Raw genomic sequence first — 14,345 nt, forward strand, 5'->3', positions numbered from 1 at the left:
TGGTCGATGCGACTACCCTGGCGGATATGGCAGGAAAGTCGGGTAGCCGCGCATCGTCCACCGCGACCTCTCGGTCGCGGTCGGGGACGCGCGCATCGGCCACTTCCGGTCGGACTGCGCCCGCTACCACCACATCGGCCTCGTCCGCGAAGACGACCTCCGCGCGTTCCGCGAAGAGATCGACAGCGAAGAAGCCGGCACCCCGGACCGCGAAGGCGTCGTCCGCGAAGACCTCGTCCGCGAAGGCCTCGACCCCGAAGTCGCCCGCAAAGCGGACGCGGCAGTCCTCGGGTTCGCGCGGCGCGTCCACGGCGCGTCGTGGCGCCGCACCTCGTCCGCGTGGCGGTGCACCGCAGGCGCGCCGAGGGTCGGGCGGGTTGCTCACAGCGATCGGCAAGAGTGTCGGCGCCGGTTGGTTCATGCTCGCCCGGGGGCTCGGCGCCACCACCCGGACGATGGGACGGGCGACCGATATCGAACACGGTCATCGGCGTGACGGGATCGCGCTCGGTCTCGTCGCGTTCGCAGTGGTGGTCGCAGGGTCGGTGTGGTTCGGCGTGGGCGGCCCGGTCGGAGAGTGGATCGAAACCGGCGTGCGTGCGATCACAGGCGGGGCGAGCGCGGTGTTGCCTCTCGTCGCGGTCGGTGTCGCCATGGTCCTCATGCGAACCGAACCCTGGCCGGAGGCACGCCCACGGTTGGTACTCGGATCGCTGCTCGTCGCGATCCCTGCATTGGGGCTCTGGCACATGGCATCCGGTTCCCCCACCGATGCCGCAGGCCGTTCGGAGGGTGCCGGATTCGTCGGTGCCGTAGTCGGTGGTCCGATCACCGCAGGCTTGACGGTGTGGTTGTCGGTGCCGCTCATGTTGATGGCCATGGGCTTCGGCATCCTGCTGATCACCGGCACCACGATTCGTGAGCTACCCGAGCTCTTCCGCGACTACTTCGGTCTGCCGTACCGCGACGACGACGGATACGGGCACTACGACGACCACGGCGAGTACGACCCCGAGCACGACGGCTACTCCGACCATCTCAACCCGTTGCTCTACGAGGACGGCACCGAGAAGCCGCGGTCGCGTCGCCGGCGAACCCCGAGCGAGAACTACCCGACCGACGAGGTCCACGGCGAGGCACGTACCGAGGTCTTGCCGCTGTGGGACGAGCCGGACGCGTCGCCGGTGCCTGAACCTGAACCTGAGCCTTCGAAGGCCCGGGCTGCGAAGTCGAAGGCGGCCGCGGTCGCGGCAGCAGTTCCGGCGGCCGCTCCCACAAAGCCCGACCCCGACGTCATGGAGCCGCTCGTTCCCGACCGCGTCGTCGAAGGGGATTACACACTGCCGTCCCTGTCGTTGCTGATGGAGGGCGACCCACCCAAGACCCGCTCGGCCGCGAACGATCAGATGATCGAGGCGATCACCGAGGTGCTCGAGCAGTTCAAGATCGATGCAGCGGTCACCGGGTTCACACGAGGCCCGACTGTGACACGGTACGAGGTCGAACTCGGGCCCGGGGTCAAGGTCGAGAAGATCACCGCACTCGCCCGTAACATCGCGTACGCCGTCGCGACCGACAACGTCCGGCTTCTCGCGCCGATCCCTGGCAAATCCGCAGTCGGTATCGAGGTACCCAACTCCGATCGTGAACTCGTGCGCCTGTCCGACGTGCTCGCGGCTCCCGCGACCCGCCGCGACCACCATCCGCTCGTCATCGGGCTCGGAAAGGACATCGAAGGAGACTTCGTTTCCGCGAACCTCGCGAAGATGCCGCACATGCTGGTGGCCGGCTCCACCGGTTCCGGTAAGTCGAGTTTCGTCAACTCCATGCTGGTGTCGCTGCTGATCCGGGCGACACCCGAAGAAGTTCGGATGATCCTGATCGACCCGAAGATGGTCGAGCTCACCCCGTACGAGGGCATTCCGCACTTGATCACGCCGATCATCACGCAGCCGAAGAAAGCTGCGGCAGCCCTGGCGTGGCTCGTCGAAGAGATGGAGCAGCGCTACCAGGACATGCAGGCCAGTCGCGTCCGGCACATCGACGACTTCAATACGAAGGTCAAGTCGGGTGAGATCACCGCACCGCTCGGCAGCGAACGCGTCTACCGCCCGTACCCGTACATTCTCGCAATTGTCGACGAGCTCGCCGATCTCATGATGACCGCACCGCGCGACGTCGAGGATGCGATCGTGCGCATCACACAGAAGGCCCGCGCCGCGGGTATCCACCTCGTCCTGGCAACTCAGCGGCCGTCCGTGGATGTCGTTACCGGTCTGATCAAGACGAACGTGCCCTCACGACTCGCGTTCGCGACGAGTTCGCTGACCGACTCGCGGGTCATCCTCGACCAGCCCGGCGCCGAGAAGCTCATCGGTATGGGTGACGGACTGTTCCTGCCGATGGGTGCCGGGAAGCCGGTTCGTATGCAGGGAGCGTTCATTACCGACGAGGAGATCTCGGCGGTCGTCGAGTTCTCCAAGACCCAGGCCGAGCCCGAATACAACGAGGGTGTCACGGTGCCGAAGGCCGGGGAGAAGAAGGACGTCGACCCCGACATCGGCGACGACCTCGACGTGTTTCTGCAAGCGGTCGAACTCGTCGTCACGAGCCAGTTCGGTTCGACCTCGATGCTGCAGCGCAAACTCCGTGTCGGTTTCGCGAAGGCCGGCCGCCTGATGGATCTCATGGAGACCCGGGGCGTGGTGGGTCCGAGTGAAGGCAGCAAGGCCCGCGAGGTACTCGTGAAGCCGGACGAACTCGACGGCCTGCTCTACTCGATCCGGGGCGGTGGCGACCCGGACGGAGGAAACGCCGTCGACACGTGAGGTGTCGTCGTAGCGCGCGGCCCATGGTGCGTGTGGCACAATCGGTGAAGCTGTGGAGGGGAGTATCCCCTTATCCGTGGCAGTCTCGTCAACACGTTCGGCACCGTTGCCGTTCCGGGGCTGCCGGTCCGAGACATACGTCGGGCGGGAGAGACCTCCGGCAGGTACGCATACCTACCGGAAGGCCGAGGTGCAGATGCACGTCAATTTGACCACGTGGCTGATCACGATTGCCGTGATCATCGGGTTGTTCGTCTTCGATTTCTTTGCGCATGTGCGTAAGCCGCACGCGCCCACCCTCCGGGAATCGGGTTTCTGGTCGGCGGTGTTCATCGGGATCGCGATCGTCTTCGGTCTCGTCGTGTTCGCCGTCTGGGGCCCGACCTATGGCGGTGAGTATTTCGCCGGGTACATCACCGAGAAAGCCCTCTCGGTCGACAATCTGTTCGTGTTCGTGATCATCATGGCTACGTTCGCGGTGCCGCGGGAGTTCCAGCAGAAGGTCCTGACGATCGGCATCGTGCTCGCACTGATCCTGCGCGGTGCCTTCATCGCCGTCGGTGCTGCTGCGATCAACGCCTACAGTTGGGTCTTCTACCTGTTCGGCTTCTTCCTCCTGTACACCGCCATCAAACTCATGCGCGAAAACGGCGAGGAGAACGAGAAGCCGTCGGAGAACAAGATCGTCTCGATCGCACGGAAATTCCTCCCGGTCCACGACGAGTACGACGGCGACAAGCTGGTCACCCGCATCGACGGCAAGAAGCTGGTGACCCCGATGCTGCTCGCGTTGATCGCGATCGGGTTCACCGACATCCTCTTCGCGCTCGATTCGATCCCCGCTATCTACGGACTGACCAGCGAGCCGTACCTGGTGTTCGCCGCCAACGCTTTCGCGCTGATGGGTCTGCGCCAACTGTTCTTCCTCATCGGCGGTCTGCTCGAGCGTCTCGTCTACCTTTCGTACGGACTATCGGTGATCCTCGCGTTCATCGGTGTCAAGCTCATCCTCCATGCTCTGCACGAGAACACGCTCGGCTTCATCAACGGTGGCGAGCACGTGATGGTGCCGGAGATCTCGACGTCCGTGTCGCTGATCGTGATCGTCGGGGTGCTTGTCGTCACCACGGTCGCGAGCCTGATCAAGACCAGGAACGACAACAAGAAGCAGCGGGGCGACAACCCTGATGACGACACGACCGAGGCGAAGAACCTCAGTCGTTGAACACACCCATCACCGGATTCCAGCCGATGATGCGGACAGCGTCGATCAACGTCAGCTGAGCGAACGGATCCTGAGCCATCAGCTCGTGGGCGGCTGCCTCGTCGGCGACGTCGACGAGGATCAGCGCGCCGGACCCGTCGTCCCACGGCCCGGTCGCTCGCACCGTGCCTGCCTCGACCAGATCTCCGAGCCAGGCGCGGTGCTTCGGCCGGTGCTCATCGCGCTGCTGCGCGGTGGCTTCGGAATAGGTGTATTCGACGGCGAACAGCGCCATGGGTTCTCGCTTCCGTGCAGGGTCGGCCGTGGGGCTCTTGCAGGTGGGGTCGATGCTCACAAGGTGAGCAACATCCGGGTGTTGCCGAGGGTGTTGGGCTTCACGTAACTCAAGTCCAGGAACTCCGCGACACCGGTATCGTATGACCGGCACATCTCCGCGAAGACCTCGGAGGTCACCGGCGTTCCGTCGATCTCCGCGAACCCGTGGCGTGCAAAGAACGAGACCTCGAAGGTCAGGACGAAGAGCCGCTCGAGTTCGAGCTCGCGTGCGACCTCGATCAGGCGCGTCACGATCAGATGCCCGGTACCGCGCCCGGTGACTTGCGGATCCACCGCGATGGTGCGGATCTCGCCGAGATCTGACCACAGGACGTGGAGGGCTCCGCACCCGACCAAGTCGGAGCCCAGTTCGGCGACCCAGAACTCCTGAACGGATTCGTACAGGGTCACGAGGTTCTTCTCGAGGAGGATCTTGCCGGCGTAGATGTCGATCAGTGCTTTGATGCCCGGCACGTCGGATGTTCGGGCGCGTCGCACGACGATCCGGTCGTTCGAGTCCTGTTCGTTGGCCGGTGAAGTCATGCGGTGAACAGTAGCGCGTGAATATACCGATATTGTGGGCGCATGAGCACGCCCCGCCAGTCTGTTGCCGCATCGGGCGGGAGCGGCGCAGCACCGGGACCGCATGCCGGTGCTGCGCACGACCCGGTCCCGCTGTGGAACATCGCCAACATCCTCACGGTGATGCGCATTGTGCTGGTCCCGGTGTTCCTCGTCTTCCTGTTCATCGGAGACGGGGAGGAGACGGGCTGGCGGCTCGCTGCGGCCGGTGTCTTCGCGATCGCTGCGATCACTGATCGTGTCGACGGTCAGCTCGCTCGCCGACTCGGCCTGGTCACGGATTTCGGCAAGATGGCCGACCCGATCGCCGACAAGGCGCTCATCGGTGCTGCATTGGTGGGTCTGTCGCTGCTCGGCGATCTGTCATGGTGGGTCACCGGCATCATCGCCGCGCGCGAGCTGGGTATCACGGCACTGCGCTTCGCGGTGCTGCGGCACGCCGTGATACCCGCCAGCCGCGGTGGCAAACTCAAGACGTTGGTGCAGACCGTCGCAATCGGTGTGTATCTCCTTCCGCTGCCCGACGCGGTCGCGCCGTTCGCCATGGCGTTGATCGTGCTGGCGGTGGTGCTCACGGTGGTTACCGGCATCGACTATGTGGTCCAGGCGGCGAGGCTTCGCGCCGGAGTGCGTCGCGCCGAACACGAGCACCGGCAAGGTGAACCAGCTTGACGTCGGGCAAGGCCTCTCTGGTGGGGACGACCCGTGCGGCCTGAACTCGTCGCAGCCCGGACAGCGGGCGCCGAGACGAGGGCAGATCAGGCTCGGAGCGGTCGCAGCGGCCGTCTCGGGGCTACTCACGCGTTTGGATTCTCCGTCGGCGTTGTAGTGTCTGTGCACCGCGGTATTCGAAGTCCGGAGGATGCCCGGGAACCTCGCGATCGTGTCGCGCGTTGTCGAGGTGTAGGCACGACGGACGAAGGAGGATGCGATGGCGCTGTTGTTGCGTGAGGCTCTCGGTGACAGCCTTCGGCGCACCCGTGTTTCGCAGAGCCGCACCCTGCGCGAAGTCTCCAGCAGCGCCCGGGTCAGCCTCGGCTACCTCTCGGAGGTCGAACGAGGTCGGAAGGAAGCGTCGAGCGAATTGCTTGCCGCCATCTGCGACGCACTCGATGTACCCCTGTCCGACGTGCTCTTCGACGTCAGCGAGTCGCTGGCGGATCGAACTCTGCAGCATACCGAATCGGGTGCGGAGACCGTCGACGTCGGCGTGCTGGCTCAGGACCCGCTGATTGCTCAGGAGTCGCTCATCACGCAGGAGACTCGCGTGGTGATTCCGGCACCTGCGGCGCGGGCGCTTGCCGCGGCCTAACATGGATCACGACCGTGTCGGCCTCGCCGGATACGGACGAAAGCGACACAGCGTGGGTCACCGTCCGGGGGGTGGCCCGAGTCGCCAGGTGGAATCGTCGGACCGGTCGAGTCGCAAGTGACCGGCACGACGGACCGGAACCGGTGCGCGAGGGTCGCGCACCGGGTCGCGTTCGGCGCGGCGTACAGATGGAGGCGGGATCACATCCATGGCTAATCCGTTCGTCAAGGGTTGGAAGTACCTCATGGCGCTCTTCAACTCCAAGATCGATGAGAAGGCCGATCCGAAGGTCCAGATTCAGCAGGCGATCGAAGACGCACAGCGTCAGCACCAGGCCCTGTCGCAGCAGGCAGCATCCGTGATCGGCAACCAGCGCCAGCTGGAGATGAAGCTGAACCGGCAGCTGGACGAGGTCGAGAAGCTCAATGCGAGCGCTCGTCAGGCCGTGATGATGGCCGATCAGGCCAGCAACGCGGGCGACACGGAGAAGGCGATCCAGTACACCAACGCGGCAGAGGCCTTTGCCGCGCAGCTCGTCACCGCCGAACAATCGGTCGAGGACCTGAAGGTCCTGCACGATCAGTCGCTGCAGGCGGCGGCACAGGCGAAGAAGGCCGTCGAACAGAATGCGATGGCACTGCAGCAGAAGGTCTCCGAACGTACCAAGCTGCTGAGTCAACTCGAGCAGGCCAAGATGCAGGAACGGGTCAGCGAGTCGTTGCGGTCGATGGACTCGACACTGTCCGCCCCCGGCAACACACCGAGCCTCGACGCTGTGCGAGACAAGATCGAGCGCCGGTACGCCGACGCGCTCGGCTCGGCCGAACTCGCGCAGAACTCGGTGCAAGGACGGATGATGGAGGTTCAGCAGGCCAGCGTCCAGATGGCAGGCCACAGCCGTCTCGAGCAGATTCGTGCCTCGATGAAGGGCGACGCCCTGCCGGGCGGTGCACCGGCAAATCCTGCCGTCAACACCGCCAAGGAGCCTCCGAACGCTGCAGGCTCCGCCGGGTCCCAGTAGCCGCGCAACCTCCATCGAAGCGGACGCGGAACCATGAGCACACCCGGTGACGGCCGGACCGGAATGACTCCCGGCCCGGCCGTTGCCGCGCTCAGAGAAGTTACCGATGCGGCGGTAGACGCCGCGCGCCGATGGCGTGATCCGGCAGCCAAGCTGCGCCGCAAGAAGCGCCGTGCGCGTCGCCGCGCCGGTTTTTTCGGGGCGTCCTCGGGTGCGTGGGGCATAGGCACCGTCACACTGGTCGCGGCGTCGGCGCCCGATTGGACGATCGTGGCCACTGGCGGGGCGACGGCCGCGTTCGCGGTGCCCGCGGTGTTCGCGCTGCGCAGGTTCCGCAAGCTCGACTCGGTGCCGCTCCCGCCCGCGCTTCCGGGACGCCGGTCGCTGCCGCCGCGAGCATCGGTGGCCCGAGCAGCGATGGAGCGGTTGTCGAACAACGAGCAGAGCCTGGCGAGGTTGCTGGCCATAGTGGCGAAGTCGGGAGCTGTGGCGAGCGACGACCTCGAGGAGATCGGGGAAGCCGCACGGTCGGCGTCCTCTGCGCTCGACAACGTCGTCGAAGACATCGTGGCCCTCGAATCGGTGGCTCGGGACAGCGCGACCGCAGGAGTTCATCTGGGTTCGGCCATCACGGCAGCGGGTGAGCGGCTCGATTCCGGCGTCGATCAGTACGAACAGCTCGTCTCCGCTGCTGCGAAACTTGCGGCGGCGCCCGAAGGAAGCACGTCGATGACGCTACTCCACCGGCAGCGTTCCGAGCTCATCGATGCGTCGGATCGCCTCGAGAGCTGGGCACAGTCGTGGCGGGAGATCGAACAGATCGAGCAGCGCCACCGGCACTGAACGGCCGTGCTGGGCCGTCAGTCGTCGACACCGCGTGCGGCGAGCGCCTCTCCCATGGCTTCGGCGGTCATGAGCGCGCCCACCACTACGGGCACCACCAGAGCCCGCAACGAGAACCCCAGCCCGCGGGCCTTGCGTGCCTCGGTGACCCGCGTAACCATCGTGCCCAGCAGGGGAATGCAGCGGATCGTCATCACGAGGACGAGACCTACCCGATCCGGATCCACACCCACTCGCCGGAGAGGCCGCACACCCGCCACGATCGCGTCGAGCATGTCGGTCGTGCGGGTGGTCAGCGTGACCAGCAGCGCAAGTGCGATCGCCAGAAACAGTGATCCGCAGATCACGATAGCGCGTTCCCATCCCGCCACGATCAACTGGAATACCGCGATGACCGCGATCATCCACAGCAACGGGCGCAACTGCGTCACGGTGAGGCGTAGCGGGATCCGGGCGAGGGCGTATACACCCGCGACAGTGATCGCGCAGGGGAGGACCTGCCATGGTTGCCGGATCCAGAGGGTCATGGCCACGATCACCAGCGCGACACCGACGAGTTTCACCCCCGCCGGCATGCGGTGCAGCGGTGACTTCCCGGGGTGGTGCAGGCCGACGACAGTCACCCGATGAGGTCCCGGTAGTACGCGATCGCCGGACCGGGTGCATCGTCGGCGACGATGCGACCGGAATCGACGACGAGAACCCGATCGAAATCGCCGAGCAGATCGAGGTGGTGGGTTACGACGACCAGCTGCTGTTCGAGCCCGGTGAACGTCCGAGCGATCAGCTTGGTGTTGCGCAGGTCGAGGAGGGTGGTCGGTTCGTCTGCGACCAGGATCTGCGGGTCGGTGACCATGATCGCGGCGAGGGCGAGCAACTGCTTCTGGCCACCCGACAGGAGATGGCTCGGATGGTCGTGATGCCCCGCGAGACCGAAGTCGTCGAGCACCTGCCGGACGCGCTCGTTACGTTCGGCCTCAGCGAGCCGGCTACGTCGCAGGGAGAACGCGACGTCCTCCGCGACCGTCGGCATCACGATCTGGTGGTCCGGGTCGGTGAAGACGAATCCCACCCGTTTGCGAACCTCGCGACCTTTGCGGCCGGTGTCGAGTCCGTCGACGATCACCGAGCCGGAGGTGGGGACGACCAACCCGTTGATCATCCGCGCGAGCGTGGACTTCCCGCTGCCGTTCGCACCGACGATGCCGATGCGCTGCTCGGTGAGGGTGACATTCACATCGTCGAGCACCACGCGCTCACCGTAGGCATGGCGCACCTGCTGGAAACGAATCTCGCTCATCGGGTGGGTGCAGCGATCAGTGTGCGGGGTCGGCCGTCGGCGTTGGCCTGATCGGGGACATGAGCAGGGCCGGGTAGGCCCGATGTACCTGCGCAGCCACCGCAGCTGCCACGACGGCCTTGAACAGGTCACCCGGGAGGAACGTGACGTTGGCTGCGGCCGCAGCCCACACGGTCAGATCGGTTCGCAACACCATCCCGGCGATTCCGAACACGTACAGCACCACGATGCCGCCGAGCACGTTCACCGCGATACCCGGCAGAACGCGGTAGCGGGGGAGCATGCGGGCACTGAGCCAGCCGATCACCGCGACGGCCGGAATCCAGCCGATCAGGAAGCCCGCTGTCGGGCCGGCGAGAGAGGTGAGTGTGGTCCGTCCACCAGCGAGTACCGGGAGGGCAAGACCGATCAGGATCACGGTCGAGACCGACAGCATGCCCTTGCGTGCACCGAGCAGGGCACCTGCGAGCATGACGCCGAGGGTCTGCAGGGTGATGGGGACGCCCGAGGACCCGATCGTGATCTGGCCCGGCAATCCGAGTGCGATGATGAGAGCGGCGAACACCGCGATCTGCGCCAGGTCGCGGGCGGGGGTACGGGGGCTCGGGGACACGTTCAACTCAGCTTCCGACATCGACTTCCGAATAGAGGACCAAACCCGTCGAGCGTAGGCGGGTTCGGGAAGATTCGCACCATCGCCCTGGGTGAACGCCGACCCCGAGAGGTGCCCGGGGTTCTGCGGGTATCCCCTGATCTTTCCCTGACTTACACCTTGAGCTGGTGTTTTCTCGGGGTTTCCGTGTCAGGATCGTGTGAGTACGAACGGAACGTGCCCAGGCACGAGGCGGGAGAAGAAGATGTTCTGGAAAGTTGTCGGTGTTGTGGTGCTCGTGTGGATCGCGCTTGCGGTGATCGGCGCCATATTCGACCACCTGTTCGGGATCCTGGTGCTGGGTGCGATCGCCTTCGGCGGTTACATGCTGTACAAGGCCATCTCCGGAGGAAATCGGCGCGACGACATCACGAGAGTCTGATCGAGACCTCGTAGTGCCCGGCGCCGGTCACCGAGGTGGCCGCGTGTTCGAGTGCTCGTGATGGTGTGGCAGTCTGGCCCGATGCGAGTGGCAGTGGTGGCCGGGCCCGACGCGGGACACGCAATTCCGGCCATTGCGCTGAGCAAGCGGTTCGTCGACGCCGGTCACGAGGCGGTGCTCTTCACCGGTGAGCGTTGGTGGGGTATCGATCTGCCCGGCGTGACGGTGGCACCGCTCGACGGTCTGACGCCGAGAGCCGACGACGATGACGGCGATGCGGGGGCGAAGATCCATGCGCGGGCCGCGCACATCGCGACCCTCCTGCTGCCCGGTCTCAGCTCGCTCCTGCCGGACCTCGTCGTCTCCGACGTCATTACCTCGGGAGGCGGAATGGCCGCCGAGTTGCTCGGGATCCCATGGGTCGAGTTGTCTCCGCATCCGCTGTACCTGCCGTCGCAGGGACTGCCCCCGATCGGTAGCGGACTCGAACGCGGAAGAGGACTCCGCGGGGGCGCGCGTGACGCGGTGTTGCGCGGACTCACGGCGCGCTCATTACGGCAGGGAGAACGCCAGCGTTCCGCTGCGCGAGTAGGGATCGGTCTCCCGGCCCGGGATCCTGGGCCGGCCGCGAGACTCGTCGCAACCGTGCCCGCGCTCGAGGTGCCGCGGCCGGATTGGCCGTCGAACGCTCACGTCGTCGGCGCGTTGCACTGGGAGCCGACCGGCGCCGTTCTCGAACCCCCTCCGGGTGGCGGTCCGCTCGTGATGGTCGCCCCGTCGACTGCCGTCACCGGAGTCGTCGGGATGCTCGATGCGGTGTGCGAGGGACTGAGTGGGCTGGGTATGCGTGTCGCGGCCACGATGCTCGATCCGCCGGGGAATGCGCTGCCGGAATGGGCGGTAGCAGGGCAGGGCCGTCAGGACGTCCTTCTCCGGGACGCCCATGTCGTGGTCTGCGGCGGCGGGCACGGGATGCTCGCCAAGGCATTGTGCGCAGGGGTGCCGGTGGTGATCGTGCCGGGTGGAGGCGACCAGTGGGAACTCGCGAACAGGGCTGCGCGGCAGGGGAGCGCAGTGGTGGTCCGGCCACTGGATTCCGCGGCGGTCCGGGATGCGGTCACGACTGTACTGGCGGAGCCGAGGTTCGCCGAGGCGGCTCGACATGCAGCCGCGACGGCGACGCACGTGCAGGATCCGGTCGCAGTGTGCCTGGCCGCCGTTCGCTGACCGGATCGTCGCTGCGGTCGGCTCGGTTCGGCCGTTACGGTGGTGGCGTGCGATTGACAGAGTTCCACGAGATGGTCCGAGACGAATTCGGGCAGTTGTACGGTGATGCGCTTCTGCGCGACCACGTACTGCTCGAGTTGGGCGGACACACTGCGGCGCAAGCGATCGAAGCAGGTCAGGAGCCCCGCGAAGTGTGGCGTGCGCTGTGTGAGGAGTTCGACGTGCCCGCCGTGCGTCGTTGATCGAACACATCTTCATGCATTCGAACAGACGTTCCCTTATGCTGAGGGAGATCGACGGTGAAGAGCGTCTGTCCACAGGCGCCGCTTTCATCCACAGGTTCGGCGGGTCCGCGGTCGTGGCAGCGAAATGTGTCGGTGCCCGGAGATAGCGTCGTCGGCAAGCAGGACGAGACACGATGAAGGGGACCAAGATGGCAGCACAGGCACACGATCGCGAGAAGGCGCTCGAGCTCGCCCTGGCGCAGATCGACAAGAACTTCGGTAAGGGCTCCGTGATGCGCTTGGGCGAAGACTCGCGTCCGCCCATCGCCGTGATTCCGACGGGGTCGATCGCGCTCGATGTCGCGCTCGGCATCGGAGGCCTGCCGCGTGGCCGCGTCGTCGAGGTCTACGGCCCGGAATCCTCAGGTAAGACCACGGTAGCGCTCCATGCGGTCGCCAATGCTCAGGCCGCCGGCGGTATCGCCGCCTTCATCGATGCGGAGCACGCCCTCGACCCGGAATATGCGCGCAAGCTCGGGGTCGACACCGACGCCCTGCTCGTGTCGCAGCCCGACACGGGTGAGCAGGCGCTCGAGATCGCCGACATGCTGATCCGTTCCGGAGCGCTCGACATCCTCGTCATCGACTCGGTCGCAGCTCTCGTGCCGCGCGCTGAGATCGAAGGCGAGATGGGCGACAGTCACGTCGGCCTGCAGGCCCGGTTGATGAGCCAGGCCTTGCGCAAGATGACGGGTGCGCTCAGCAATTCCGGCACCACCGCGATCTTCATCAACCAGCTCCGCGAGAAGATCGGAGTGATGTTCGGCTGCTTCAACTATTCCACGAGGGTGCAGTTGGCCGACGGCACGACCGAGCAGATCGGCAAGATCGTCAATCAGAAGTTGGATGTCGAAGTCATGTCCTATGACCCCGGCACCGACAAGATCGTTCCCCGCCGCATCGTCAATTGGTTCGACAACGGCCCGACCGACCATTTCCTCCAGTTCACCGTCGAGAAGTCCGTCGGCAATGGTCGTTCCCAGTTCGCTGCTACGCCGAACCATCTCATTCGTACGCCCGGTGGTTGGGCGCATGCGGGCGACGTCATCGCGGGCGACCGCGTTCTTGCGATGGAACCGCACCGTCTGAGTGATCAGCAGTTCGAGGTCGTCCTCGGCTCGTTGATGGGCGACGCCAACCTCTCGCCGAATCGCGGCGACCGCAACGGCGTCCGGTTCCGGTTGGGCCACGGAGCGAAGCAGCACGAGTACCTGGACTGGAAGACCGGACTCCTCGGCAACATCGATCATTCGGTGCGTATCAACGACAAGGGTGCCAAGTTCGTCGATTTCGCCCCGCTGCCCGAACTCGCCGAGCTTCAGCGCGCCGTCTATCTCGGCGACGGCAAGAAGTTCCTCTCCGACGAATACTTGAAGGCGCTCACCCCGCTGTCCCTCGCGGTCTGGTACATGGACGACGGATCGTTCTCTGTGCGTTCGAAGGGCCTCCAGGAGCGGACTGTCGGTGACAGCGGCCGTATCGAGATCTGCGTCGAGGCCTTCAGCGAAGGTTCGCGTGTGCGCCTGCGCGACTACCTGCGCGACACCCATGGCCTCGATGTGAGGCTTCGTAGCGCCGGTACCGCCGGGATGTCGTTCCTGACGTTCACGACCGAGGCGAGCGCGAAGTTCCAGGAAATCGTTGCCCCGCACATGGCTCCGTCCATGGAATACAAGCTGTTGCCGCGTTTCCGTGGGCTCGGCACGGTGACGCCGCAGTTCGTCGAACCCACACAGCATCTTGTTCCGTCGAGGGTGCTTGATGTTCACGTCAAGCCGGAAACCCGCTCGATGCACCGGTTCGACATCGAGGTCGAGGGCAACCACAACTATTTCGTCGACGGTGTCATGGTGCACAACTCACCTGAAACAACCACCGGCGGTAAGGCATTGAAGTTCTATGCTTCCGTCCGGCTGGACGTCCGGCGCATCGAGACGCTCAAGGACGGCGGCGACGCGGTCGGCAACCGTACCCGCGTCAAGGTCGTCAAGAACAAGGTGTCGCCGCCCTTCAAGCAGGCCGAGTTCGACATCCTCTACGGGCAGGGCATCAGCAAGGAGGGCTCGCTGATCGACATGGGTGTCGATCAGGGCTTCATCCGAAAGTCCGGGTCCTGGTACACGTACGAGGGTGATCAGCTCGGTCAGGGCAAAGAGAACGCCCGCAAGTTCCTGCTCGAGAACACCGATATCCGCGACGAGGTCGAGAAGAAGATCAAGGAGAAACTCGGTATCGGTGCAGTTCTGACCGACCCGGAGGCAACGGAAGAAGCCGACTTCTAGCCACTGGCGAATCCTGGGGAGGCACGGATCGCTGATCCGTGTCTCCCTTGACGTTCGGGACAAGTCTGTGTCCGGGCAGGCACGACAGTTCG

Annotated in this window: 15 protein-coding genes; 10 read left to right on the top strand and 5 right to left on the bottom strand. The window is 65.2% G+C overall.

The window, feature by feature from the left end; translation table 11 throughout:
• Window positions 1-26 precede the first annotated feature (26 nt).
• Window positions 27-2,828, top strand: coding sequence for an FtsK/SpoIIIE family DNA translocase (locus tag ACZI8W_RS15185; RefSeq protein WP_463369319.1), 2,802 nt, complete (start codon window positions 27-29; stop codon window positions 2,826-2,828).
• A 196-nt stretch (window positions 2,829-3,024) separates the two neighbouring features.
• Window positions 3,025-4,053, top strand: coding sequence for a TerC family protein (locus ACZI8W_RS15190; protein WP_463369320.1), 1,029 nt, complete (start codon window positions 3,025-3,027; stop codon window positions 4,051-4,053).
• Here the strand turns inward: ACZI8W_RS15190 and ACZI8W_RS15195 are convergent.
• Both ACZI8W_RS15195 and ACZI8W_RS15200 read right to left on the bottom strand, forming a co-directional pair.
• A complete protein-coding gene (locus tag ACZI8W_RS15195; RefSeq protein ID WP_463369321.1) occupies window positions 4,043-4,327 on the bottom strand; it encodes a YciI family protein in 285 nt (94 codons plus the stop codon). The two genes, ACZI8W_RS15190 and ACZI8W_RS15195, sit on opposite strands and share 11 nt — an antisense overlap.
• 56 nt (window positions 4,328-4,383) lie before the next feature.
• On the bottom strand, window positions 4,384-4,911 hold the full coding sequence (locus tag ACZI8W_RS15200) for an amino-acid N-acetyltransferase (RefSeq protein ID WP_463369322.1): 528 nt from the start codon (window positions 4,909-4,911) through the stop codon (window positions 4,384-4,386).
• A gap of 42 nt (window positions 4,912-4,953) precedes the next feature.
• Here ACZI8W_RS15200 and pgsA point away from each other — a divergent pair, with 42 nt between their 5' ends.
• The 4 genes from pgsA (at window position 4,954) to pspM (ending at window position 8,126) form a co-directional block, all read left to right on the top strand.
• A complete protein-coding gene (gene pgsA, locus ACZI8W_RS15205; RefSeq protein WP_463369323.1) occupies window positions 4,954-5,622 on the top strand; it encodes a CDP-diacylglycerol--glycerol-3-phosphate 3-phosphatidyltransferase in 669 nt (222 codons plus the stop codon).
• A gap of 259 nt (window positions 5,623-5,881) precedes the next feature.
• Complete coding sequence (locus ACZI8W_RS15210; RefSeq protein ID WP_463369324.1) at window positions 5,882-6,262, top strand: helix-turn-helix domain-containing protein; 381 nt, start codon at window positions 5,882-5,884, stop codon at window positions 6,260-6,262.
• Between the two features lie 208 nt (window positions 6,263-6,470).
• A complete protein-coding gene (locus ACZI8W_RS15215; protein WP_463369325.1) occupies window positions 6,471-7,283 on the top strand; it encodes a PspA/IM30 family protein in 813 nt (270 codons plus the stop codon).
• A gap of 33 nt (window positions 7,284-7,316) precedes the next feature.
• The gene (pspM, locus tag ACZI8W_RS15220; RefSeq protein ID WP_463369326.1) at window positions 7,317-8,126 is read left to right on the top strand and encodes a phage shock envelope stress response protein PspM; all 810 of its coding nucleotides are present in this window, start codon (window positions 7,317-7,319) and stop codon (window positions 8,124-8,126) included.
• A 17-nt stretch (window positions 8,127-8,143) separates the two neighbouring features.
• On the opposite strand, the gene ACZI8W_RS15225 is transcribed toward pspM, so the two are convergent.
• The 3 genes from ACZI8W_RS15225 to ACZI8W_RS15235 are packed head-to-tail and all read right to left on the bottom strand — an operon-like array spanning window position 8,144 to window position 10,060.
• On the bottom strand, window positions 8,144-8,749 hold the full coding sequence (locus ACZI8W_RS15225; protein WP_463369327.1) for an energy-coupling factor transporter transmembrane component T family protein: 606 nt from the start codon (window positions 8,747-8,749) through the stop codon (window positions 8,144-8,146).
• Complete coding sequence (locus ACZI8W_RS15230; protein WP_463369328.1) at window positions 8,746-9,426, bottom strand: energy-coupling factor ABC transporter ATP-binding protein; 681 nt, start codon at window positions 9,424-9,426, stop codon at window positions 8,746-8,748. The genes ACZI8W_RS15225 and ACZI8W_RS15230 overlap by 4 nt, the downstream gene beginning before the upstream one ends.
• Window positions 9,427-9,442: 16 nt before the next feature.
• Entirely contained in the window at window positions 9,443-10,060 is a 618-nt protein-coding gene (locus ACZI8W_RS15235) for a biotin transporter BioY (protein WP_463369329.1), read from the bottom strand.
• 223 nt (window positions 10,061-10,283) lie between these two features.
• Here ACZI8W_RS15235 and ACZI8W_RS15240 point away from each other — a divergent pair, with 223 nt between their 5' ends.
• The 4 genes from ACZI8W_RS15240 (at window position 10,284) to recA (ending at window position 14,253) form a co-directional block, all read left to right on the top strand.
• Window positions 10,284-10,460 carry a hypothetical protein gene (locus ACZI8W_RS15240; RefSeq protein WP_463369330.1) on the top strand — a complete coding sequence of 59 codons (177 nt, stop codon included), beginning with the start codon at window positions 10,284-10,286 and terminating at the stop codon, window positions 10,458-10,460.
• A gap of 81 nt (window positions 10,461-10,541) precedes the next feature.
• Window positions 10,542-11,687 (top strand): glycosyltransferase, encoded by a 1,146-nt coding sequence (locus ACZI8W_RS15245; RefSeq protein ID WP_463369331.1) that lies wholly within the window; start codon window positions 10,542-10,544, stop codon window positions 11,685-11,687.
• Between the two features lie 47 nt (window positions 11,688-11,734).
• Window positions 11,735-11,929, top strand: a complete 195-nt coding sequence (locus tag ACZI8W_RS15250; protein WP_463369332.1) for a DUF3046 domain-containing protein — start codon at window positions 11,735-11,737, stop codon at window positions 11,927-11,929.
• Window positions 11,930-12,120: 191 nt separating this feature from the next.
• A complete protein-coding gene (recA, locus tag ACZI8W_RS15255) occupies window positions 12,121-14,253 on the top strand; it encodes an intein-containing recombinase RecA (RefSeq protein WP_463369367.1) in 2,133 nt (710 codons plus the stop codon).
• Window positions 14,254-14,345 lie beyond the last annotated feature (92 nt).

This window comes from Rhodococcus ruitaii, from assembly GCF_055230935.1.

Excerpts from the sequence above, each read along its gene's own strand:
- ACZI8W_RS15235 (WP_463369329.1), bottom strand. The coding sequence starts at position 10,060 with ATGTCGGAAGCTGAGTTGAACGTGTCCCCGAGCCCCCGTACCCCCGCC.
- ACZI8W_RS15190 (WP_463369320.1), top strand. The coding sequence starts at position 3,025 with ATGCACGTCAATTTGACCACGTGGCTGATCACGATTGCCGTGATCATC.
- ACZI8W_RS15215 (WP_463369325.1), top strand. The coding sequence starts at position 6,471 with ATGGCTAATCCGTTCGTCAAGGGTTGGAAGTACCTCATGGCGCTCTTC.
- recA (WP_463369367.1), top strand. The coding sequence starts at position 12,121 with ATGGCAGCACAGGCACACGATCGCGAGAAGGCGCTCGAGCTCGCCCTG.
- ACZI8W_RS15200 (WP_463369322.1), bottom strand. The coding sequence starts at position 4,911 with ATGACTTCACCGGCCAACGAACAGGACTCGAACGACCGGATCGTCGTG.
- pgsA (WP_463369323.1), top strand. The coding sequence starts at position 4,954 with ATGAGCACGCCCCGCCAGTCTGTTGCCGCATCGGGCGGGAGCGGCGCA.
- ACZI8W_RS15185 (WP_463369319.1), top strand. The coding sequence starts at position 27 with ATGGCAGGAAAGTCGGGTAGCCGCGCATCGTCCACCGCGACCTCTCGG.
- pspM (WP_463369326.1), top strand. The coding sequence starts at position 7,317 with ATGAGCACACCCGGTGACGGCCGGACCGGAATGACTCCCGGCCCGGCC.
- ACZI8W_RS15195 (WP_463369321.1), bottom strand. The coding sequence starts at position 4,327 with ATGGCGCTGTTCGCCGTCGAATACACCTATTCCGAAGCCACCGCGCAG.
- ACZI8W_RS15240 (WP_463369330.1), top strand. The coding sequence starts at position 10,284 with ATGTTCTGGAAAGTTGTCGGTGTTGTGGTGCTCGTGTGGATCGCGCTT.
- ACZI8W_RS15210 (WP_463369324.1), top strand. The coding sequence starts at position 5,882 with ATGGCGCTGTTGTTGCGTGAGGCTCTCGGTGACAGCCTTCGGCGCACC.
- ACZI8W_RS15230 (WP_463369328.1), bottom strand. The coding sequence starts at position 9,426 with ATGAGCGAGATTCGTTTCCAGCAGGTGCGCCATGCCTACGGTGAGCGC.
- ACZI8W_RS15245 (WP_463369331.1), top strand. The coding sequence starts at position 10,542 with ATGCGAGTGGCAGTGGTGGCCGGGCCCGACGCGGGACACGCAATTCCG.